The sequence below is a fragment of the Streptomyces sp. NPDC005494 genome (assembly GCF_042872025.1).
Classification (GTDB): domain Bacteria; phylum Actinomycetota; class Actinomycetes; order Streptomycetales; family Streptomycetaceae; genus Streptomyces.
On the sequence record NZ_JBIAJR010000004.1, the window covers coordinates 521,662 to 543,463 of the forward strand.

General features: G+C 70.9%; 13 protein-coding genes. 2 read left to right on the top strand and 11 right to left on the bottom strand.

The features are described 5' to 3' along the window. Positions 1–440: 440 nt before the first annotated feature. Positions 441–3,350 carry a vitamin B12-dependent ribonucleotide reductase gene (locus ACFYQ6_RS15965; protein ID WP_361585107.1) on the bottom strand — a complete coding sequence of 970 codons (2,910 nt, stop codon included), beginning with the start codon at positions 3,348–3,350 and terminating at the stop codon, positions 441–443. Positions 3,351–3,505: 155 nt separating this feature from the next. Then, positions 3,506–4,021: a transcriptional regulator NrdR gene (gene nrdR, locus ACFYQ6_RS15970; RefSeq protein WP_361585104.1), complete on the bottom strand. Its 516-nt coding sequence runs from the start codon at positions 4,019–4,021 to the stop codon at positions 3,506–3,508. A 536-nt stretch (positions 4,022–4,557) separates the two neighbouring features. Here nrdR and lexA point away from each other — a divergent pair. Next, a complete protein-coding gene (lexA, locus tag ACFYQ6_RS15975) occupies positions 4,558–5,355 on the top strand; it encodes a transcriptional repressor LexA (RefSeq protein ID WP_356743058.1) in 798 nt (265 codons plus the stop codon). Positions 5,356–5,580: 225 nt separating this feature from the next. Here the strand turns inward: lexA and ACFYQ6_RS15980 are convergent, their stop codons facing one another. From ACFYQ6_RS15980 to ACFYQ6_RS16000, 5 genes are read right to left on the bottom strand one after another with little or no spacing between them, the layout of a single operon-like run. Further along, positions 5,581–7,548: an ATP-dependent DNA helicase gene (locus tag ACFYQ6_RS15980; RefSeq protein ID WP_361585100.1), complete on the bottom strand. Its 1,968-nt coding sequence runs from the start codon at positions 7,546–7,548 to the stop codon at positions 5,581–5,583. Between the two features lie 49 nt (positions 7,549–7,597). After that, positions 7,598–9,505 carry an IucA/IucC family protein gene (locus ACFYQ6_RS15985; RefSeq protein WP_388763392.1) on the bottom strand — a complete coding sequence of 636 codons (1,908 nt, stop codon included), beginning with the start codon at positions 9,503–9,505 and terminating at the stop codon, positions 7,598–7,600. Between the two features lie 60 nt (positions 9,506–9,565). Continuing rightward, entirely contained in the window at positions 9,566–10,291 is a 726-nt protein-coding gene (locus tag ACFYQ6_RS15990; protein ID WP_388763395.1) for a GNAT family N-acetyltransferase, read from the bottom strand. Between the two features lie 39 nt (positions 10,292–10,330). Continuing rightward, positions 10,331–12,232, bottom strand: coding sequence for an IucA/IucC family protein (locus tag ACFYQ6_RS15995; RefSeq protein ID WP_361585092.1), 1,902 nt, complete (start codon positions 12,230–12,232; stop codon positions 10,331–10,333). A 28-nt stretch (positions 12,233–12,260) separates the two neighbouring features. Beyond that, the gene (locus ACFYQ6_RS16000) at positions 12,261–13,652 is read right to left on the bottom strand and encodes a diaminobutyrate--2-oxoglutarate transaminase family protein (protein WP_361585089.1); all 1,392 of its coding nucleotides are present in this window, start codon (positions 13,650–13,652) and stop codon (positions 12,261–12,263) included. Between the two features lie 337 nt (positions 13,653–13,989). Here ACFYQ6_RS16000 and ACFYQ6_RS16005 point away from each other — a divergent pair, with 337 nt between their 5' ends. Beyond that, the gene (locus ACFYQ6_RS16005) at positions 13,990–15,210 is read left to right on the top strand and encodes a hypothetical protein (protein ID WP_361585086.1); all 1,221 of its coding nucleotides are present in this window, start codon (positions 13,990–13,992) and stop codon (positions 15,208–15,210) included. 149 nt (positions 15,211–15,359) lie between these two features. Here ACFYQ6_RS16005 and hflX read toward each other — a convergent pair whose 3' ends face one another. The 4 genes from hflX to dapF all read right to left on the bottom strand — a co-directional run bounded on the left by hflX (position 15,360) and on the right by dapF (position 21,764). Further along, positions 15,360–16,880 carry a GTPase HflX gene (hflX, locus tag ACFYQ6_RS16010; protein WP_361585084.1) on the bottom strand — a complete coding sequence of 507 codons (1,521 nt, stop codon included), beginning with the start codon at positions 16,878–16,880 and terminating at the stop codon, positions 15,360–15,362. Positions 16,881–17,013: 133 nt separating this feature from the next. Beyond that, complete coding sequence (locus ACFYQ6_RS16015; RefSeq protein ID WP_361585081.1) at positions 17,014–18,504, bottom strand: M1 family metallopeptidase; 1,491 nt, start codon at positions 18,502–18,504, stop codon at positions 17,014–17,016. Between the two features lie 99 nt (positions 18,505–18,603). After that, complete coding sequence (locus tag ACFYQ6_RS16020) at positions 18,604–20,751, bottom strand: HD domain-containing protein (protein WP_361585078.1); 2,148 nt, start codon at positions 20,749–20,751, stop codon at positions 18,604–18,606. 140 nt (positions 20,752–20,891) lie between these two features. Next, the gene (gene dapF, locus ACFYQ6_RS16025) at positions 20,892–21,764 is read right to left on the bottom strand and encodes a diaminopimelate epimerase (protein ID WP_361585075.1); all 873 of its coding nucleotides are present in this window, start codon (positions 21,762–21,764) and stop codon (positions 20,892–20,894) included. Between the last annotated feature and the right edge of the window lie 38 nt (positions 21,765–21,802).

Consider the following 21,802-nt stretch of genomic DNA (forward strand, 5'->3'; position numbering starts at 1 on the left):
GGGGTCCTCGCGCGGCCCCCGGTGAACGCGTCGTCCAGGATGTCCAGACCGTCGACCAGCGGCCTGACCTGCACGGGCTCCCCCGTCTGGGACCGCTGGGGGACGACGACACGGAGGGTGAGACAACTCTTCTCGTCAGTCACCAGCCGATGATCCGGCCTGTCCCGGCCCCGTGGCGCGCCAATTCTTCGCGCACGATCCCCCCGTCGCGCGCGGGCGTGTCCGGCGCTCGCGCAACGTCCCGGTCGCTCGCCGACGCTCCCCTCCCCGGGGAGCACTCTCCGGGGAGGGGGCCGGTCGAAGCCGTCACGCGGCGCCTGGAACTCCGAGGCCCGGGACGCAGGAGAGGGCACCGGCCCGTGGCCGGCACCCTCTCCGTGTGCGGATCAGCGCGTCGGTGGCAGGTGCTCACACCCGCACCGGACGTGATCCGCCCGGTGTCAGCTGCAACCGCTGGTCGAGCCGCAGCCCTCGCAGATGTAGCAGGATCCGGCGCGCTGCATCTTCGTACCGCACGAGAAGCAGAGCGGGGCGTCCGCGCTGATGCCGAGCTGCATCTCGACCAGCTCGGCCGAGGTGTGCGCGGCCCTGGGGGCCGGCTTCTCGGCAGCGGTCTCCTCGGGCGAGGCGACCGCCTTCAGCGGCTCGACGTGCACGGGCGCGGACTGCGCCAGGCTCTCCGTGTCGAGGTCGTCCTCGCCGAACGCCGGCTCGTACGAACCGGTGTCGAGGTGGCGCTGACGCTCCTCGGCCGAGTGGATGCCGAGCGCCGAACGCGTCTCGAAGGGCAGGAAGTCGAGCGCCAGGCGGCGGAAGATGTAGTCGACGATCGACTGCGCCATCCGCACGTCCGGGTCGTCCGTCATACCGGCCGGCTCGAAGCGCATGTTGGTGAACTTGGAGACGTAGGTCTCCAGCGGCACGCCGTACTGCAGACCGACCGAGACGGCGATCGAGAAGGCGTCCATCATGCCCGCGAGGGTGGAGCCCTGCTTGGACATCTTCAGGAAGACCTCGCCGAGACCGTCGTCCGGGTACGAGTTGGCGGTCATGTAACCCTCGGCCCCGCCCACCGTGAAGGAGGTGGTGATGCCGGGACGGCCCTTGGGCAGGCGCTTGCGGACCGGGCGGTACTCGACGACCTTCTCGACGGCCGTACGGATGGTGTCCTCGGCCTTGGCGGTGACCGCCTCCTTCTCCTTCTCCTTGGTCTTGGCGGAGAGGGGCTGGCCGACCTTGCAGTTGTCGCGGTAGATGGCGAGCGCCTTGACGCCCATCTTCCAGGCCTCGAAGTAGACCTCCTCGACGTCCTCGACGGTCGCCGTCTCCGGCAGGTTGACCGTCTTGGAGAGGGCGCCCGAGATCCACGGCTGGATCGCCGCCATCATCCGCACGTGACCCATGGCCGAGATCGAACGCTCGCCCATCGCGCAGTCGAAGACCTCGTAGTGCTCGGTCTTCAGGCCGGGGGCGTCGATCACATTGCCGTGGTCGGCGATGTGGGCGACGATCGCCTCGATCTGCTCCGGCTGGTAGCCGAGGCGGCGCAGCGCCTGCGGAACCGTGCCGTTGACGATCTGCATCGAGCCGCCGCCGACGAGCTTCTTGAACTTGACCAGCGCGAGGTCCGGCTCGAGGCCGGTGGTGTCGCAGGACATCGCGAGACCGATGGTGCCGGTCGGGGCGATGACCGACGCCTGCGCGTTACGGAAGCCGTTCTTCGCGCCGAGGCGGATCACGTCCTGCCAGGCCTCCGTGGCGGCGGCCCAGATCGGCGAATCCAGGTCGTCCACGTGGACGGCCACGGCGTTCGCGTCGGAGTGCTGCTTCATGACGCGCTGGTGCGGCTCTGCGTTGCGGGCGTAGCCGTCGTACGCGCCGACGACCGCGGCCAGCTCGGCGGAGCGGCGGTAGGACGTGCCGGTCATCAGCGAGGTGATGGCTCCGGCGAGCGCGCGGCCGCCGTCGCTGTCGTACGCGTGGCCGGTCGCCATCAGGAGGGCGCCGAGGTTGGCGTAACCGATGCCCAGCTGACGGTAGGCGCGGGTGTTCTCGCCGATCTTCTGGGTCGGGAAGTCCGCGAAGCAGATCGAGATGTCCATCGCGGTGATGACCAGCTCGACGACCTTGGCGAAGCGCTCGACCTCGAAGGACTGGTGGCCCTCGCCGTCGTCCTTCAGGAACTTCATCAGGTTCAGCGAGGCCAGGTTGCACGAGGTGTTGTCCAGGTGCATGTACTCGCTGCAGGGGTTCGAGCCGTTGATCCGGCCGGACTCCGGGCAGGTGTGCCAGTGGTTGATCGTGTCGTCGTACTGGATGCCCGGGTCGGCACACGCCCAGGCGGCCTCCGCCATCTTGCGGAAGAGGGACTTGGCCTCGACCTCTTCGATGACGTCACCGGTCATCCGGGCGCGCAGCCCGAACTTTCCGCCGGACTCGACGGCCTTCATGAACTCGTCGTTCACGCGGACCGAGTTGTTGGCGTTCTGGTACTGGACGGACGTGATGTCGTCGCCGCCCAGGTCCATGTCGAAGCCCGCGTCACGCAGGGCGCGGATCTTCTCCTCCTCCTTCACCTTGGTCTCGATGAAGTTCTCGATGTCGGGGTGGTCGACGTCGAGGATGACCATCTTGGCCGCGCGGCGGGTGGCGCCACCGGACTTGATCGTTCCTGCGGACGCGTCGGCGCCCCGCATGAAGGAGACCGGGCCGGAGGCGTTGCCGCCGGAGGAGAGCAGTTCCTTGGACGAGCGGATGCGGGAGAGGTTCAGGCCGGCACCGGAGCCGCCCTTGAAGATCATCCCCTCTTCCTTGTACCAGTCGAGGATGGACTCCATGGAGTCGTCGACGGCCAGGATGAAGCAGGCCGAGACCTGCTGCGGCTGGGGCGTGCCGACGTTGAACCAGACCGGCGAGTTGAAGCTGAAGATCTGGTGCAGGAGGGCGTAGGCCAGCTCGTGCTCGAAGATCTCGGCGTCGGCGGGGGAAGCGAAGTAGTTGTAGTCCTCGCCGGCCTTCCGGTACGTCTTCACGATCCGGTCGATCAGCTGCCGCAGCCCGGTCTCGCGCTGCGGCGTGCCGACAGCACCCCGGAAGTACTTGCTGGTGACGATGTTGACCGCGTTCACCGACCAGAAGTCGGGGAACTCGACGCCACGCTGCTCGAAGTTGATCGAGCCGTCGCGCCAGTTGGTCATGACGACGTCACGGCGCTCCCACGCGACCTCGTCGTACGGGTGCACGCCAGGGGTCGTGTGGATGCGCTCGATGCGCAGGCCCTGCTTGGTCGCAGTCGACTTGGCTCCCTTGGTACGGGAACCTCGTGCCGGGCCGCTCGCCGTCTCTGTCATGCCGCCTCCCATATGTGGGCAAAAACGCCCTGAAGTGCCCAGTTCTTCCCAGGGCACAGTCTGTTTCTTATGCTCCGGACGCCACGCACAGCGCCCGGGAGCAGGTCTGGTGCCGCTCGCCGCCGGCTCTCCCACCCTGCCGGCCGGCCCGGTGATCAATCAGCGGCGACAGCGGCGGGAGCGGGAGCCTCCAAGGGCTCGCCGTTCCCGCATTGCTCGGCGCGGGGCCGCTGTTCGCGCAGCTCCGCGATAGCTGTCTCGAAGTCTTCGAGCGAGTTGAACGCCCGGTACACGGATGCGAAGCGCAGGTACGCGACGAGGTCGAGCTCCTGCAGGGGGCCGAGTATGGCCAGGCCCACATCGTGCGTCGTCAGCTCGGCGCTGCCCGTCGCACGCACCGCCTCCTCGACCCGCTGGCCGAGCTTCGCGAGCGCGTCCTCCGTGACCGGGCGGCCCTGGCACGCCTTGCGGACGCCCGAGATGACCTTGGTACGGCTGAAGGGCTCGGTCACGCCGCTGCGCTTGACCACCATCAGCGAGCAGGTCTCCACCGTCGTGAAGCGACGGGAGCAGTCGGGGCACTGGCGGCGTCGCCGGATCGACGTCCCGTCGTCCGTGGTGCGACTGTCGACGACCCGGCTGTCGGGGTGCCTGCAGAAGGGGCAGTGCATGTCTCCAACCCTCCTTCACGGCACGTCCGAATAGCCCTCCGGGGCCCGGAACAGGCCCTCGAGGACAGCCACAAGCATAGGCGATGAACTCGACCTTGATGGACCGGGGACCACTACTTGTGGGTGGCCGTGACGATCCAACCACTACATCTAGGGTTTGCCCCCACCTAACACCCCCGCGCGTGTCGCGCTCTTCGCGGGGTCGGGAGGCAGCCTACGGCCCGGCACGAGGGTACGGGAAACGCGCGGGCGCCGAGTCCACGGACCCCCCGCCCACAGACCGCCACGACGCCCCGGACGGCACTCCGCCACGCCCTCGGGACACACCCCCCGCGCACGGGAACAGGCCAGGGGAACGCTAGCGTGGACCCCCGAGCCGAAGCGGGCCCGCCAGTCGGCCGCAGCAGCTCATACACCCCGCAGCAGGCGCGCGGCAGCCCTTTATTTGTTTTTCACTCGAACGTGTGTTTGGCGCAACCTTTCGAAAGCTACTACCGTTGCCTAACTAGGGAGACCATTCGAGAGGGGCCGCCGACGTGACCACCACCGCAGACAGTGCCACCATCACCGCCCAGGACCACCGCCCCCAGAGCCGACTTGAGCCGGTGCATGCCATGAATGAGTCAGTCATGAACGCGGAGGGCCCAGAGTCCGCGCGACCCGCGCGCTCCCTGCCCGGCCGCCCTCCAGGAATCCGGGCGGACAGCTCGGGGCTCACCGACAGGCAGCGGCGCGTGATCGAGGTGATCCGGGATTCCGTGCAGAGGCGTGGCTATCCCCCGTCGATGCGCGAGATCGGCCAGGCGGTGGGACTGTCCAGCACCTCGTCCGTCGCACACCAGCTGATGGCTCTGGAGCGCAAGGGCTTCCTGCGCCGTGACCCGCACCGCCCCCGCGCGTACGAGGTCCGGGGCTCGGACCAGCCGAGCACCCAGCCGACCGACACCACGGGGAAGCCGGCCGCGTCGTACGTGCCGTTGGTCGGCCGTATCGCGGCCGGTGGGCCCATCCTTGCCGAGGAGTCCGTCGAGGACGTCTTCCCGCTTCCCCGCCAGCTCGTCGGTGACGGCGAGCTCTTCGTGCTGAAGGTCGTCGGTGATTCGATGATCGAGGCCGCGATCATGGACGGCGACTGGGTGACCGTCCGTCGTCAGCCCGTCGCGGAGAACGGCGACATCGTCGCGGCCATGCTGGACGGCGAGGCCACCGTGAAGCGCTTCAAGCGCGAGGACGGCCATGTGTGGCTGCTGCCGCACAACTCCGCGTACCAGCCGATTCCCGGCGACGAGGCCACCATCCTGGGCAAGGTCGTGGCGGTGCTGCGGCGGGTGTGAGCTCCGCCGGTCCGGACTGGGCCCCGGGATCCCTGCGCCGGTCCCGGGGCCCTGGCATGTCCGCCTCCCCGGCCTGAGCGCACCAGGTGAGACCGTGCCACCGGCTCCGGGGATCGGGGAGCGGCCCGCACCGCAATTACCGCGCCGCCTGGCCCGCGCTCGCTGCGCCTGGACCGCGCTGGCTACGCGGCTGCCCCGGCACTCATCCCGTCGCCTGTCCCGCCCTCACTCAGCCGCCTTGGCCGCCGCGTCGATGGCCGCAAGCGAGCGGCGCGCCTGATTACGGTCCGTGGTGTACCAGAAATCGGGCAGCGAGGCCCGGAGATAGCTCCCGTACCGGGCATTGGCGAGACGGGGGTCGAGCACGGCCACCACGCCCTTGTCCCCCATGGCGCGGACGAGGCGACCGGCGCCCTGCGCCATCAGCAGTGCGGCATGGGTGGCCGCGACCGCCATGAAGCCGTTGCCACCCGCCTCCTCGACCGCTTTCTGGCGCGCGCTCATCAGCGGGTCGTCCGGCCGCGGGAACGGAATCCGGTCCATGACCACGAGCTGGCAGCTCGGACCCGGTACATCGACGCCCTGCCAGAGCGAGAGCGTCCCGAACAGGCAGGTCTCCGGATCGGCGGCGAAGTTCTTGATCAGCTCCCCGAGCGTCTCCTCGCCCTGGAGCAGGATCGGCTTGTCCTGTCGGCCGCGCAGCTCCTCCGCGGCGGCCTGGGCCGCCCTCATCGAGGAGAACAGCCCGAGGGTGCGGCCGCCGGCGGCCTCCACCAGCTCGGCCAGTTCGTCGAGCATGTCGGTGCGGGACCCCTCACGGCCGGGCGTGGCCAGGTGCCGTGCGACGTACAGGATGCCCTGCTTCGGGTAGTCGAACGGAGAGCCGACGTCGAGCCCCTTCCACTGGGGGATGTCGTCCCCCGCGGTGCCCTCGGGCGCGAGTCCCAGCGACGCCCCCACGCCGTTGAAGTCGCCGCCGAGCTTCAGGGTGGCCGAGGTCAGGACCACCGACCGCTCGGCGAAGAGCTTCTCCCGCAGCAGCCCGGAGACCGAGAGCGGGGCCACCCGCACGGACGCGCCGAAGCGGTCGTGGCGCTCGTACCACACGACGTCGTACTCGGAGCCCTGGGTGATGCGCTCGGCCACGCTGTGGATCGACTCCACCGACGCCATGGCCTGCTTGCGCACCGCGTCCTCGTCCTGGACGGACTTGTCCCGGGTGCCGCCGAGGGCGGAGATCACCGTGCGCGCGGCGTCACGCAGCGCCATCAGGGCGTAGCCGAGATCCTCCGGCACCTCCTCCAGCCGGCCCGGGAGCGCCAGCTCCATGACCCGCTCGAACCCCTCCGACGCGGTCATCAGGGCGTCGGCCGCCTTCTCGTTGACCAGCTTGGCCGCCCGGCGCACCGCGCGGTTCACCTGGCCGGGAGTGAGCTCTCCCGTGGCCACACCGGTCACCCGCGAGACCAGCTCGTGCGCCTCGTCGACGATGAGCACCTCGTGCTTCGGAAGCACCGGGGCGCCCTCGATCGCGTCGATCGCGAGCAGGGCGTGGTTCGTGACGACCACGTCCGCGAGCTTGGCCCGCTCCCGTGCCGTCTCCGCGAAGCACTCGGCTCCGTACGCACACTTGGTGGCGCCGATGCACTCGCGCGAGGAGACCGAGACCTGGGCCCAGGCCCGGTCCGAGACGCCCGGGGTCAGGTCGTCCCGGTCGCCGGTCTCCGTGTCGTCCGACCAGTCGCGCAGACGCAGCAGGTCCTGGCCGAGCTTGCTCGACGGCGCGGCGGCCTCGAACTGGTCGAAGAGCCCCTCCTCCTCGTCCTGCGGCACGCCCTCGTGGAGCCGGTGCAGGCAGAGGTAGTTCGACCGGCCCTTCAGCATCGCGAACTGCGGGCGGCGGCGCAGCAGCGGGTGCAGCGCGTCGACCGTGCGCGGGAGGTCCCGCTCCACCAGCTGGCGCTGGAGGGCGAGCGTCGCCGTGGCGACGACGACGCGCTCGCCGTGGGCCAGCGCCGGCACCAGGTAGCCGAGGGACTTACCGGTGCCGGTACCGGCCTGCACGAGCAGGTGGGCGTTGTCGTCGACGGCCTCGGCGACGGCCTCGGCCATGGACACCTGGCCGGGCCGCTCCGTACCGCCGACAGCGGTGACGGCGGCGTGGAGGAGGTCGGGGAGAGATGGCTTCGTCATAGCCCGTCCACCCTACGGCGCCCCACTGACATCGGTACGCGCTCCGGACTCAGGCGGAGGGGTGCAGCGGATTGGGCACGAGGCCGTGGACGGCGGCGTGCGGGCGTTCCGGCCGGTCACGGTAACCGTCCAGGTGCAGACGGTTGCGGTTCAGGCAGAGACGCTCGATCGTCGGAGTCAGCATGTCGAAGATCTCGAAACGCTCCTTGAGCTCCGGGAAGCGCCCGTGGTGCCGGAGGATCTCCGCACGGACGAGTGACCAGAATTCACCCTCCGGGACGTCGAGTTGCTCCTCGCAGAGCGGGGACAGATAGCGGAAGACCCCCACGAAGAGACCGGAGTGGATGAACTGGGTGAGGAAGGAGGGGTCCTCCGTGAGCAGGACGGCCCGGACGTCCTCCGGCATGGTGCCGTGCTCGGGCAGCGGCCGGCCGCTGACGTTCACGTCGTCCACGAAGTCCTTGATCGCCAGGCGCACCGGCACGTCGTTCTCGTCGAAGACCACGATGGCGTTCTCGCCGTGGGGGGAGAACACGGTGCCGTAGCGGTAGAGGAAGTGCAGCAGCGGTGGCAGCAGGGCCGCGAAGAGCCTCGTCAGCCAGGTGACCGGGGTCAGTCCGGAGCGTGCGACGAGCTCGGCGGTGAAGGCACGCCCGTCGGGATCGGTGTGCAGCAGCGAGGCCAGCGTGCGGGCGCGTTCGCCGGGGGCGAGCCGCGGCTGGAGCGGCTCCCGCCAGATCGCACCGAGGATCTCCTTGAACTGGTACGGCGACTCGGGGAGGTGGTCGTAGAGCGGATGCTCGACGGTCACGGACGCGACCTCGCCGAGCAGGATGACGCCGCAGGTGTCGCGGAGGAACGGATCGCCGTCGCACAGACCCTGGACCCACGCGGTGACGGCCGGTGCCGCGAGCGTGCGTTCGGTCGGCAGGCCACGCCAGACGAGGGTGTTGAGGATCGACAGGGGCAGCTTGACGGTGTGCCGGTCGGGCCTGCCGACGTTGGTGAAGGTGCGGATGGACTGCTGCGGGAGCCGGAGGTCGCCGTCGGCGTGCAGCGGCACGATGTCGCCGGCGGCGATGGCCGGGGCGAAGAGCGGCACGATCCATTCGTCCCACTGCCACGGGTGCACGGGGAGGAACAGGTAGTCCTCGGGGACGAGTTCCCGGCCACGCAGGATCGTGTCGAAGGATGCCCGGACGTGCGGGTCCAGTTCCCGGTCGTAGAGGTCCCCGGGTGCGGAGAGCCTGTGCACGCCGCGGTAGCCCGCTATGCGCGTGCTGACGGCGATCCAGGGCAGTGTGGTGGCGGTACGCGCTTCGGGGGTGTAGCGGGCGGCGTCGGCGGCCGAGAAGCCCAGCCGTCCCTTGTTCGCCACCAGCCAGGGGTGGCCCGTCTGGTGGCCCTCGAGTTCCGCGTACGGGAGTTCGGCGAGCTGTGCGGCGCTGAGCGCGTCGTGGTCGAGGCGCGCGTCGGCGGTGAGGGTGGCGGTGAGCTCGCGGATGAGGTGGCCGAGGGTGGCACCGTCGAGACCGAGCAGGCGCCGGCCCCGGGCGAGGAAGCGCAGCGGGTCCCCGAAGGGCGTGCCGTCACCGCCGGTCCCGGCGGTGACCTCGCGGATCGACAGGGGGTCGACGCGCCAGCTGCCGTAGACACCGCGCCTGGCGCGGAAGCTCAGGACGCCGCCGTCGTCCAGCGGCAGGGTGTACGCACCGGCCGTTCCCCCACGACTCTCCGTCCTGGGTGCGGCCCCGGGAGGAGGGCCGGGCAGGACTTCAGGACCGGGCTCGGTACGGGACTGGAGCTCGGGCTCGATGACCTCCTCGTAGGCGAACTCACCGAGCATCTTCGCGAGGAGCCTGGCCGCGGCCCGGTCCCAGACGGCCCGGTCGAGTTCAGGCGTCTCGAGCGGCGTTCGAGGCGCTGCCTGGTGCTGGCTCGCAGGATATGTCGGCACGGGGACTCCTCCGGGTGGGACCGATGGGGTTCGAGCGGGCTGTGCGGTGCGGCGAATCGTTCACAGGTGGTCTCGGTGGGCTCGGTCTCGGATCATCAGGGCGGCTCGCTTGTCGGGGAGTTCCACTTCCGCGCAGAAGCGGAAGCCGGCGCTCAGGAACGCGGAGACCGACGGGGTGTTGCGCAGGTCCGGCTCCGCGACCACACGGGCGCAGAGCGGGCGGTTGTCGAGCACGAGGCCGGAGACCGCCCGGAGCAGTACGGAGCCGATGCCTCTCCCCCGGTTGGTCACCCCGCCGATGAGGAGGTGGATGCCGGTGTCGTGCGGCCGGGCGGGGTAATGACGGGCCAGTGGGTCCAGGTCCGCCCGGTAGATCTCCCAGTAGCTCATCGGCCTTCCGCCGAGCACTCCGAGGCAGGGGACGCTGCGGCCGTCCCCTGCGAGCTGGGCGCGGAGGTGGTCGGCGGTGACCGACTCGGGGCCGGCGAGCTCCCAGAAGGCCGCGACGGCCGGGTCGTTCATCCAGCGGCTGACCACCGCGAGATCGCGTGCGAGCTCCACGGGAACCAGCTGGAAGACGCCCGCCGGGGTCGTCACCGGGCTCCAGTCACCCGGGCTGCCCACGAGGGCGGAGGCGTCGGGCGGTGCTCCGGGCGACGCGCGTTCGGGGCCGAGCACGGCGAGGAGCTCCTCGGTGAGCCGCAGCTCCAGGGTGTCCTCGGTGCCCGCGCCGTCCGCCGGGACGGCGTCGGCTGCGGCCTCGGTGTGCGCGTCGGCCTGGTGCACCGTGACGCTCTCCTCTCGTGGGTCGGGCGGCCGTGTCTCTCAGCTGCGCAGGGGGTTGGCGATGGTGACGTACACGGACTGGGTGTCCACCGGTCCGACCAGTTCGTCGAGGCCGTGCAGCCGCGTCAGCAGGTTGGCCTTGCAGCGCAGTTGAGGTGTCCCGAGGAGATACTCGGGCAGTGGGGAGCCCAGCGCCACCGCGCCTTCGAGGAACCGGCGGAGCGCGGCCAGGAGCAGCCGCTCGTCGGCCAGCCGCTGCGAACCGAAGGCTCCGATGAGCCCGAAGACGTTGTTGATGCCCAGGTAGTAGGCGAAGCGCTCGTCGGTGACGGCGTCCGAGACGAAGGTGTCGCTGACGGCGCCGATGCCCGGGAGCCGCTGCTCGAGTGCGGCGCGGTGGGATTCCCGGAAGTAGTACCCCTGGTTGTCGCGGTACCTGCCGCCGACGGGCCAGCCGTCCGGGTCGAGGATGACCAGGGTGTTCTGCTGATGGGCTTCCAGGGCGACGCCCGCGTGGGCGTCGAGCCAGAGCACGGGCAGGACCACTCGGTCGAGGTAGCGGAGGAACCACTCGGCGCAGACCGCTCCGGTCGTCCTGCCGGTCCGGGCGGCCAGCGAGGAGATCGTGTCGGCGAGCCGCGAGTGCGTGCCGGGCCTGCCCGGCCAGGGCCGGGGTGCGGTGAGCCCGGCGATGCACACCGCGTCGTCCGCCGGGCCGAAGGGGTTGTGGCGCAGCATCACGTCGAGGCCGGGGACGGGGCTGCCGTCCGTGCCGTCGACGGCAAGCCAGGCGGGGTCCCGGACGATGTCGAAGCCGGGGTGTTCCCGCTGCCACCGCTCGGCGAGCCCGGTGCGCAGCAGCCGGTGGACCTCGGCTCCGCGGTGGAGTTCCTTGCGGAGGTTCTCCCGGCGGGAGTTGGTGATGCGTACGCCCAGGGAGAGCTTCAGCATGAGGTCGGACCCGGGCCTGTGGACGGTGCGCACGGAGGAGGTGGGATGCCAGCGCTCGCCGTACGGGCCGAGGTCGTGGAGAAGTCCCTTCTCGCACATCGCGGCGACCTCGGGACGGCGCAGCACCTCCGCCGCCTGCCAGGGGTGGAGCGGGAGGGCGGCGGTGCCGTCGGGGAGGCTCAGCCCTTCGGTGTGGGGGGCGAGCAGTGCCTCCGCGGGGACCGTGCGTCCGGCCTTCGTCCAGGACGACTCCGTGGCCAGCACCGAACGGTCCACGGCCATCCAGTGGAGGGGGAAGGAGCCGCGCAACTCGGGTGAGTAGAGCAGCGATTCGGTCTCGGTGAGTCCCTCACGGCTCTTGGGTGTGGGGTGCAGGGGGTGGCCGAGGACCAGGGACTGCTCGGCTGTGAGGAAGAGGTCGGCCTCGGACAGCGCGGTGGGCGTACGGCGCCGCTCCGCGATGAAGGCCGCCGTGTGCCGGACGGAGTCGGCCACCCTGGCGACCAGGTCGGTTCCGGCGTCGCGCCCGCTCTCGCGGCCGAGGAGGGCGGCCACGGTGACGGCGTCCACGCCCGGGGCGCCGGCCGGCGCGTTCTCCAGGGCCGGTGTGCCGAAGCGGTGCCATCCGGTCGCGGACCAGTGGGAGACCGGTACGAGCAGGGCGGTGCCACTCGCGGGGAGCGGAACGCGCAGGGTGCTCCCCTGCGGCCGGGGCAGGTCGTGCTCCCTGGCCCAGCAGCGCAGCAGATTCTCGGTGCCGGCCGAGTCGGCCGCACGGAGCGGGTCGGGATGGTCCAGCGGGTCCGGCGCGGTGTGGCCCGGCAGGAGCGCCGTGACGGTGTCCAGTCCGGCACGCGGGGTTCCGTGCGGACCGGCCTTCTGCCGCGGCACGGTCGTCGACTCGACGGCGAGGGCGCCGTCCGGCAGGTCCTGTCCTCGCTGCTGGCTGGTGACAGGGCCGTCGCCCTCGGGCGCGGGGGTGGGGTTCACGGCGGTCTTCCTTGTGAGGGGTCCGGGATCAGCGGGTCGGCCCGGCAGCGGCCCGGTGGTGCGGAGTCCGCTCCGCCGCTCTCAGCGCGTCGGCGAGACGGTCGACGACCGCCGTCGCCTGCTCGTCGGTGAGAGTGAGGGGAGGGAGCAACCGGACCACGGCATTGTGGCGTCCGCCGAGTTCGACGATGAGACCACGGCGCAGGCATTCCTGCTGAACTGCCGCGGCGAGGCCGGGATTCGGCGGCGGCGCCGAGCCGTTCTCGGTGGTCACGGTGAGCGGCTCGGATTCGGGGTCGACGAGCTCGATACCGATCATCAGACCGCGACCCCGTACGTCGCCGATGGACGGATGGTCCGAGCTCAGCGCCTGGAGACGGGCGAGCATGCGCGCGCCCAGTGTCCCCGCGCGTTCGGCGAGCTGGTTCTCCCGCACGTACGCGAGGGTCGCGGCACCGGCCGCCATGGCGAGCTGGTTCCCCCGGAAGGTGCCCGCGTGGGCGCCCGGTTGCCAGAGGTCGAGCCCCGAGCGGTAGACGATCACCGCGAGGGGCAGCGAGCCACCGATGGCTTTCGAGAGCACCATCACGTCGGGCACGACACCGCTGTGCTCGACGGCCCAGAACGTGCCGGTCCTGCCGACCCCGGTCTGCACCTCGTCGGCGATCAGCGCGATGGAACGCTCCCGGGTGATCTCCCGCATCCTGCGCAGCCAGCCGTCCGGAGCCGGATTCACCCCGCCCTCGCCCTGGACGGGCTCCACGATCATGGCGGCCGGGGCGGGGACCCCGCCCTTGGGGTCGTCCAGGAGATGCTCGGTCCAGCGCGCGGCGATGTCGGCGCCCCGCTCGCCGCCGGCGCCGAAGGGGCAGCGGTAGCTCTGCGGGAAGGGCAGCCTCGTCACCCGCACGTCCGGGGCACCGCCCGATGCGGCCAGTGCCCCGGCGGTCATGCCGTGATAGGCGCCGGTGAAGGCGAGGAGTTCGCTGCGCCCGCTGGCCGCGCGGACCAGTTTGAACGCGGCCTCGACGGCGTCCGTCCCCGCCGGTCCGCAGAACTGGATCCTGGCGTCGTCGGCGAGCTCACGCGGCAGGGTGGCGAAGAGCTCGGTCGTGAACGCGTCCTTGACGGGTGTGGCGAGGTCGAGGACATGCAGCGGCGCCCCGGAGTCGAGCACCTTCCGCACGGCTTCGAGCACCACCGGGTGGTTGTGGCCGAGCGCCAGAGTGCCCGCCCCCGACAGGCAGTCGAGATAACGCCGCCCGTCCGCGCCCTCGATGGTCATGCCCCGCGCGCGTACGGGGACGATCGGCAGGGACCGCGCGTAGGTGCGGGCGGACGATTCCCGCTGCGCCTGCCGCCTCAGAATGCCCTCGTGCACAGCGGGGAGTGCCACCGGAGCTGGTTCGGTCACGGCCACGGCTGTCGGTCCTCCTGCTGTAACAGTTGCGTTGCACATCGATGCGGCCCCACGGGGCCGGACCGCGCGGATGAACGCCGTCCTGGTGTCCCCCGTACGTACCAACGACGTGGAAGGCGGGAGATCACGGGTAAATCGGAAGATCCTTGCGCGCGCGGAACCGTGGCCCTGCCGCGCACCGTCCCCCACGGCACCGGCATAGTGGGTGCCGCACCCGGGACGGGAGCCGTCGCTCCGACGTCCTCGGGAGCCGCCGCGGTTCACCGGAGGGCGAGGCCGGCTCCAAGTCCGCGGTGCAGTACCGAAGTCAGTGACGAAGTCCCAGGGGGATCACCAGATGCGACCCATCCGCCCGATCGACACCGCACTCCGGGGGAGGAGCGCCCGCCGGGCTCCCCGGGTGTTCGCCGCGGCAGCCCTCGCCGCTGTGCTGACGCTCACCGCCACGGCCTGCGGACCGGAGGAGGACGGGGCGATCAGCGAGCCCAGCAGCTCCGCCGGCCAGTCCTCCGACGGGAAGGTCGTCATCCCGGACGATCTGAAGGAGCGGCTCAAGGAGCACGGGATCGATCTCGACAAGTGGCGGGACGGCGAGTGGAAGAACTGGGACAAGGACACCTGGCTGCGGGAGGCCAAGGACTACGTCAACCCGATCATCGAGGACCTCTGGGACCCCGACCGGATGCGGGAGGCGGACAAGCCCCCGGAGAACCCGGTCGCTCCCGACATCTCCGGTGACAACGGCGTGACGGACCCGACCCCGGACGCGGTCGAGGCGGCGGCGCTGAACTCGCCCTACCACGAGGACACCCCCGAGTCAGGGAAGCTTCTCTTCGACGGCCCCGAGGGATCGATGGTCTGCTCGGCGACCGTGGTGCAGGACCCGGCACACCCGGGCAAGTCCAACATGGTGTGGACCGCCGGGCACTGTGTGCACGCGGGCAAGAACGGCGGCTGGTACCGCAACATCGCCTTCGTGCCGTCGTACAACGACAGCAACCTCTCGACGGCCGAACTGGAGAGCGCCTCCAAGGAGGAGATCGCTCCGTACGGTGTGTGGTGGGGCCAGTGGGCGCAGACCTCGCAGCAGTGGATCGACCAGGGTGCCTCGACCGGCGGCCAGGGCGCTCCTTACGACTTCGCCGTCCTGCAGGTCGCCCCGGAGAAGGGCTCCACGGGCAAGTCCCTCGAGGAGACGGTCGGTTCGGCCCTTCCGGTCGAGTTCAACGCCCCGGCCGTGCCGGAGATCGACAGCATGAAGGCCACCGGTTACCCGGCGGCCCCGCCGTACGACGGCCAGAAGGCGTTCAGCTGCACCGACAAGCCGGGCCGCCTCACCGTCTTCGAGAACCAGCCGACGATGTACCGCGTGGGGTGCACGATGACCGGCGGTTCCTCCGGCGGTGGCTGGGTGGCGAAGGGACAGGACGGAAAGCCCGCACTCGTCTCCAACACGTCCATCGGCCCGGTGACGGCGGGCTGGCTGGCAGGGCCCAGGCTCGGTGACGAGGCCAAGGGGATCTACGAGGCCGTCAGCAAGAAGTACGCGGGTCGGTAGGACCGCACGCACGTCGGGCCCCCGCACGGCCGAAGCCGAGCGGGGGCCCGGCTCGTCCTCGCGCGCACCTGCCGGCAGGACCCACGGCGAAGGCCGGGCTTCCCCTCGCGAGGGGAAGCCCGGCCTTCGCCGTGCAGAGCGGTCCTGCGTCAGTGCGCCACCGGCACGAACACGGCGAGTTCCGCCGCCAGCTCCTCGTGGACCCGCGCCTTGAGCAGCGTGCCCTCCGGGGTGTGCTCCTCGGAGATGACCTCGCCCTCGGCGTGCACCCGGGAGACGAGCCCGCCCTGGATGTAGGGAACGAGGGCCTCGATCTCGACGGACGGCCGCGGCAGCTCGGCGTCGATGAGCGCGAGCAGTTCGTCGATCCCGGCGCCGGTCCGCGCCGACACCGCGATGGCGTACTTCTCCGTGCGCAGCAGGCGCTGGAGCACGAGCGGGTCCGCCGCGTCCGCCTTGTTGATCACGACGACCTCGCGGACGTCCACGGCGCCGACCTCGCGGATCACCTGCCGCACCGCGGCGAGCTGCTCCTCGGGCACCGGGTGCGAGCCGTCCACCACGTGCAGGATCAGGTCGGAGTCACCGACCTCCTCCATGGTGGAGCGGAACGCCTCGACCAGGTGGTGCGGGAGGTGGCGGACGAAGCCGACGGTGTCGGCCAGGGTGTAGATCCGGCCGCTCGGGGTCTCGGCCCGGCGCACGGTCGGGTCCAGGGTGGCGAACAGGGCGTTCTCCACGAGGACGCCCGCACCGGTGAGGCGGTTGAGCAGTGAGGACTTGCCCGCGTTGGTGTATCCGGCGATCGCGACCGAGGGCACCCTGTTGCGCTTGCGCTCCTGGCGCTTGATCTCGCGGCCGGTCTTCATCTCCGCGATCTCCCGGCGCATCTTCGCCATCTTCTCGCGGATCCGCCGCCGGTCCGTCTCGATCTTGGTCTCACCGGGGCCACGGGTCGCCATGCCGCCACCGCCGCTGGAACCGCCACCGCCCATCTGCCGGGAGAGCGACTGACCCCAGCCGCGCAGCCGCGGCAGCATGTACTGCATCTGTGCCAGCGAGACCTGTGCCTTGCCCTCACGGGACTTGGCGTGCTGGGCGAAGATGTCGAGGATCAGTGCGGTCCTGTCGACCACCTTGACCTTGACGACGTCCTCCAGATGGATCAGCTGGCCGGGGCTGAGCTCACCGTCGCAGACGACGGTGTCGGCCCCGGATTCGAGAACGATGTCGCGCAGCTCCAGCGCCTTGCCCGAGCCGATGTAGGTGGCCGGGTCGGGCTTGTCACGACGCTGGAACACCGCGTCCAGCACCTGGGCACCCGCGGTCTCGGCGAGCGCCGCGAGCTCCGCGAGGGAGATCTCCGCGTCGTGGACCGTCCCGGAGGTCCAGACACCGACGAGCACCACGCGCTCCAGGCGCAGCTGCCGGTACTCGACCTCGGTGACGTCCTCGAGTTCTGTGGAGAGTCCTGCCACACGGCGCAGGGCCGCGCGCTCGGAACGGTCGAGCTGGTCGCCGTCCCGCTCGCCGTCGATCTCGTGGCTCCAGGCGACGTCCTCTTCCATCAGGGCGTCGGCCCGAAGGCTCTCGGTGAGGCTCTCGGAGTTGACTTCCGTGGCGCTCTGCGCGTCCTGCGCGTCCTGGGGAAGGGAAGAAGAGGAGGTCATTGGATCCTTACGTCGATAGAAGTCCGTTACGCCAGTCACAACGTGTGACGCCGCCAGATGATTCCCGAGGGTGGGAGCCACCGGCCGGCCGCCGTGCCGACGCGTCGATAGTGGCATGTCCCCGCCCGCCCCGTCACTCCGGTTTCGGTGCGCGGGCCGGGCTCTGCGGGGCCGTCGCGGCGCGGGGCGTCCCGCTGCGCCAGTCCGGGTGCCCCGGCATCGGCGGGGTCTTCGTCCCGTACAGCCAGCCATCGAAGAACGCCGTCAGGTCCCGGCCCGCGATCCTCGACGCCAGGGTCGTGAACTGCCGGGTCGTCGCCGACGTGTCCCTGTACGCACGCACCCAGGTCCGCTCCAGGCGGTCGAACGCGGCCGCTCCGATCTCCTCGCGCAGCGCGTAGAGGACGAGGGCGCTGCCGTCGTAGACCACCGGCCTGAACAGGCTGATCTTGTGGTCGGGCGACGGTACCCGGGGACGGGCCGGAGGGCCTCCGGCGGCGCGCCAGGCGTCGGAGCGCGCGTAGGCCTCCCGCATCCGCCGCTCCATGGGCTTGCGGGCGTGCTGCTCCGCGTAGAGCGCCTCGTACCAGGTGGCGTGTCCCTCGTTGAGCCACAGGTCGGACCAGGACATCGGGGAGACGCTGTTGCCGAACCACTGGTGGGCGAGCTCGTGCACCATGACCGACTCGACGTACCACTCGGGGTGACCGGTTCCGGTGAACATGGAGCGTTCGAAGAGGGAGAGCGTCTGTGTCTCCAGCTCGAAGCCCGTCTCGGTGTCCGCGACCAGGAGCCCGTACGTCTCGAAGGGGTAGGACCCGACCTGCTCCTCCATCCACGCGAGCTGCCCCGGGGTCTTGCGCAGCCAGGGCTCCAGCTTCGCGCGGTCGGCGGCGGGCACGACGTCGCGTACGGGCAGCCGGCCGGGCCCCGTGCGCCGCAGGACGGCGGAGCGGCCGATGGACACCTGGGCCAGCTCGGTCGCCATGGGGTGATGGGTCCGGTAGGTCCAGGTGGTCGCACCCCCCGCGTCGCGCTTTCCCGCGAGGAGGCCGCCGGCCGCGACCGTGAGGTCCTTCGGTGCGGTCACCCGGAAGGTGAAGTACGCCTTGTCGGCGGGGTGGTCGTTGCCCGGGAACACCCGGTGCGCGGCGTCGGCCTGGTTGGCCATCGCGAGCCCGTCCGAGGTCCGGACCCAGCCCCCGTTGGCCTCGTCCCCCGAGGGGTCGCTCGTGTGCCGGACGGTGATCCGCACGGGCGCGCCGGCCGGGAGCCGGGCGGGGGCGTCGACGACCAGGTCCTCCCCCACCGAGGCGAACTCCGCGTCCAGTCCGTCGACTTCGACGGAGCGGACGGTGCCCCGGGCGAAGTCGAGGTTGATGCGCCGCAGGGGTGCCGTGGTCCGCGCGTCGATGGTGGTGATCGCGTCGAGCGGCTTGCTGTTGCTGCCCTTGTAGGTGAACGAGACGTCGTAGGCGAGCACGTCGTAGCCGGGGTTGCCGAGGTGCGGGAAGAGACGGTCGCCGATGCCGAGCGGTTCGGGTGCGGGCAGGGTGGCGGCGACGAGGGTGACCGATGCGGTGGCGAGGAGAGCGGCACGCAGTCGGCGGGAGGTGAGCGGCATGGACTACGGCTACCAGCGCACACCGTCCACACCGTGGTGGCGCGCGCCGCACCACCCGAACGGGGTGCCCGGGGACCGGCAAGAAGCGGCGGGGCGGGCTCAGCCCGTCGCGGCGGGCTGCTGCGCCCTGCTGACGTCGTAGACCCCTGGCACGTCGCGCATCGCCCGCATGAGCCCGGGCAGTCCGGCGGCGTCCGGCAGTTGCAGCGTGTAGGTGTGCCGGACGCGCTGCTCGCTGGGCGGTTCGACGGTCGCGGCGACGATGGCCGCCTCCGCGGTGGCGATGGCCTCGGTGAGGTCGGCGAGCAGCCGGGGGCGCCCGAAGGACTCGGCGACCAGGGTGACCCGGTAGTCGGTGGTGGCGCTCCACTCGCCCGGGTCGTTCCACCGGGCCCCGACGGCGGCCCTGCCGAGCGCGCGCATGCGCCCGACCGCCGGGCATTCCTCGCGGTGGACGGTGACGGCCCCGCCGCGGACCGTGAATCCGACGATGACGTCGGGCGGCACCGGGGTGCAGCAGCCGGCGAGCCGGACCTGTGCGCCCGGGGCGTCGACGACCACACTGGGGGGCCGGCCGCCCGCCCTTGCGCGGTCGTTCGCCGCCTCGTCGGCCGGCTGGCTCGGCGGCCTCGGGGTCGCGGGGCGGTTTCCGTGGGGCCCCTGCGCGGTGGCCGGATGGGCGTCGAGCCACGCGGTGATCGCGATCCGGGCGGCCGGGGTACGGGCATGGTCGAGCCACTCCGGGGAGGGGCCGGACGAACTGTCCTGGGCGAGCAGCAGCTGCACGGTGTCACCGTCGTTCAGCACGGTGCTCAGCGTGGCCAGCCGCCCGTTGACGCGGGCACCGATGCAGGTGTGCGCCTCGTCGCCGTACTGCGCGTAGGCGGCGTCCACGCAGCTGGCGCCGGCGGGCAGCCCGAGCGTCCCTCCGTCGGTCCGGAAGACGGTGATCTCCCGGTCCTGTGCGAGATCGGCGCGCAGGGTGGTCCAGAAGGTGTCGGAGTCGGTGGCGGACTCCTGCCAGTCCAGGAGCCGGGAGAGCCATCCGGGCCTGGTCGGGTCGGCCCGCTCGCCGTCGGAGGGTTCCGCCTGGTGCGCGGCGGTGCTGCCGTCCTGGGTGTAGGGATTGCCGAGGGCGACGACACCGGCCTCGGCGACCTTGTGCATCCGGTGCGTACGGATGAGGACTTCGGCCACCGCGCCCTCGGGGCCGACGACGGCGGTGTGCAGCGACTGGTAGAGGTTGAACTTGGGAGCCGCGATGAAGTCCTTGAACTCGGAGATCACCGGTGTGAAACAGGTGTGCAGTTCGCCCAGGACCGCGTAGCAGTCGGCGTCGTCGCCGACGAGCACCAGGAGCCGGCCGAAGTCAGTGCCGCGCATCTCGCCCCGTTTGGCCCTCACCCGGTGGACCGAGACGAAGTGCCGGGGTCTGATGAGGACTTCGGCGCTGATACCGGCTTCGCGGAGGGTCGTCCTGACACTGTCGGCGATGTCCGTGAGCGGATCCTGCGCGTCGGCCCACGCGGCGATCAGGGCCTGGGTCCGCTCGTACTCCTGCGGCTGGAGGATCGCGAAGACGAGGTCCTCCAGCTCGGTCTTGAGCGCCTGCACCCCGAGGCGTTCGGCGAGCGGAATGAGTACGTCGTGCGTGACCTTGGCGATCCTGGCCTGCTTCTCGGGACGCATGACGCCGAGGGTGCGCATGTTGTGCAGCCGGTCGGCCAGCTTGATGGACATCACCCGCACGTCGTTGCCGGTGGCGACCAGCATCTTGCGGAAGGTCTCCGGCTCGGCGGCGGCTCCGTAGTCGACCTTCTCGAGCTTGGTGACGCCGTCCACGAGGTAGCAGACCTCGTCGCCGAACTCCTCCCGCACCTGATCCAGCGTCACATCCGTGTCCTCGACCGTGTCGTGGAGGAGGGAGGCGGTCAGGGTGGTCGTCTCCGCGCCGAGTTCGGCGAGGATCAGGGTCACCGCGAGCGGATGGGTGATGTAGGGCTCGCCGCTCTTGCGCATCTGGCCGCGATGGGAGGACTCGGCCAGGACGTAGGCCCTGTGCAGGATGGTCAGGTCGGCGTCCGGATGGTGTGCCCGGTGGGCCTCCGCGACGTGCCCGATGGCATCGGGCAGCCGGTCACGGGAGACCGGCCCGAGCAGGGCGACACGGCCCAGCCTGCGCAGATCGATCCGTGGACGACCGCGCTTGCGAAGGGGAGCACCTGGATTGGTGGCCTCTGCGCTCATGGGGCACCTCCGGCAACGTCGACCGGCGGTGGAGAGGTGCGGATACACCCCCGGGCCGGTGCTTGATGCTATCGACCCCACCACGTGGCGCAGTCCAGCTCTCGCCCAGCGTGAAACGGATCACCCATTCGAGCGAAGCTCTAACCGATCATCGTTTCGAGCCAGGAGGAGTCGATCACGCCTTCGGCGACGATCACGGCGGGCCCGGTCATGTCGATCCCACCGTCCGGATGTTCGGTGATCACCAGGGTGCCGCCGGGGAGGTCCACGGTGTACGTCGCGGGAGTGCCGGTCAGCGCCGGGTCCAGGCCGTCCCTGCGTGCGGCGGCGACGGCCACGGCGCAGGCGCCCGTGCCGCAGGAGCGGGTCTCGCCGGAGCCACGCTCGTGGACACGCATCGCGACATGCCGTGGGCCCCGGTCCGCCACGAACTCGATGTTGACGCCGTCGGGGTAGACGGACGGCGGGCTGAACGGCGGTACGGAGAGGAGGTCACCGGCGTGGTCCAGGTCCTCGACGAACGCGACCGCGTGCGGATTGCCCATGTTCACGTTACGGGCGTCCCAGCTGCGGCCGTCCACCGAGACGGTGACACCGTCCTCGGGCAGCGCGGCCCGCCCCATGGACACCGTGATGTCGCCGTCCTTCGCGAGGTGCGCCCGCTTGACGCCGCCCCGGGTGGCAACGGCCAGATCGCCTTCGGCGACGAGCCCGGCGCGCTGCAGGTAGTGGGCGAAGACGCGCACGCCGTTTCCGCACATCTCGGCGACGGAGCCGTCCGCGTTGCGGTAGTCCATGAACCACTCGGCCTCGTCGGCCATGTCCCGCGCCTCGGGGTGCGCCGCCGACCGCACGACGTGCAGCAGGCCGTCGCCGCCGATGCCCGCGCGGCGGTCACAGAGCCGGGCGACGACGGAGACCGGCAGGTCGAGGGCGTTGTCGGGGTCGGGAACGATCACGAAGTCGTTCTCGGTTCCATGACCCTTGAGGAAGGCGATCTGCGAAGTGCTCACGAGGCAACTGTACGAGGCTCCGCCGGTGGTCCGCCGGT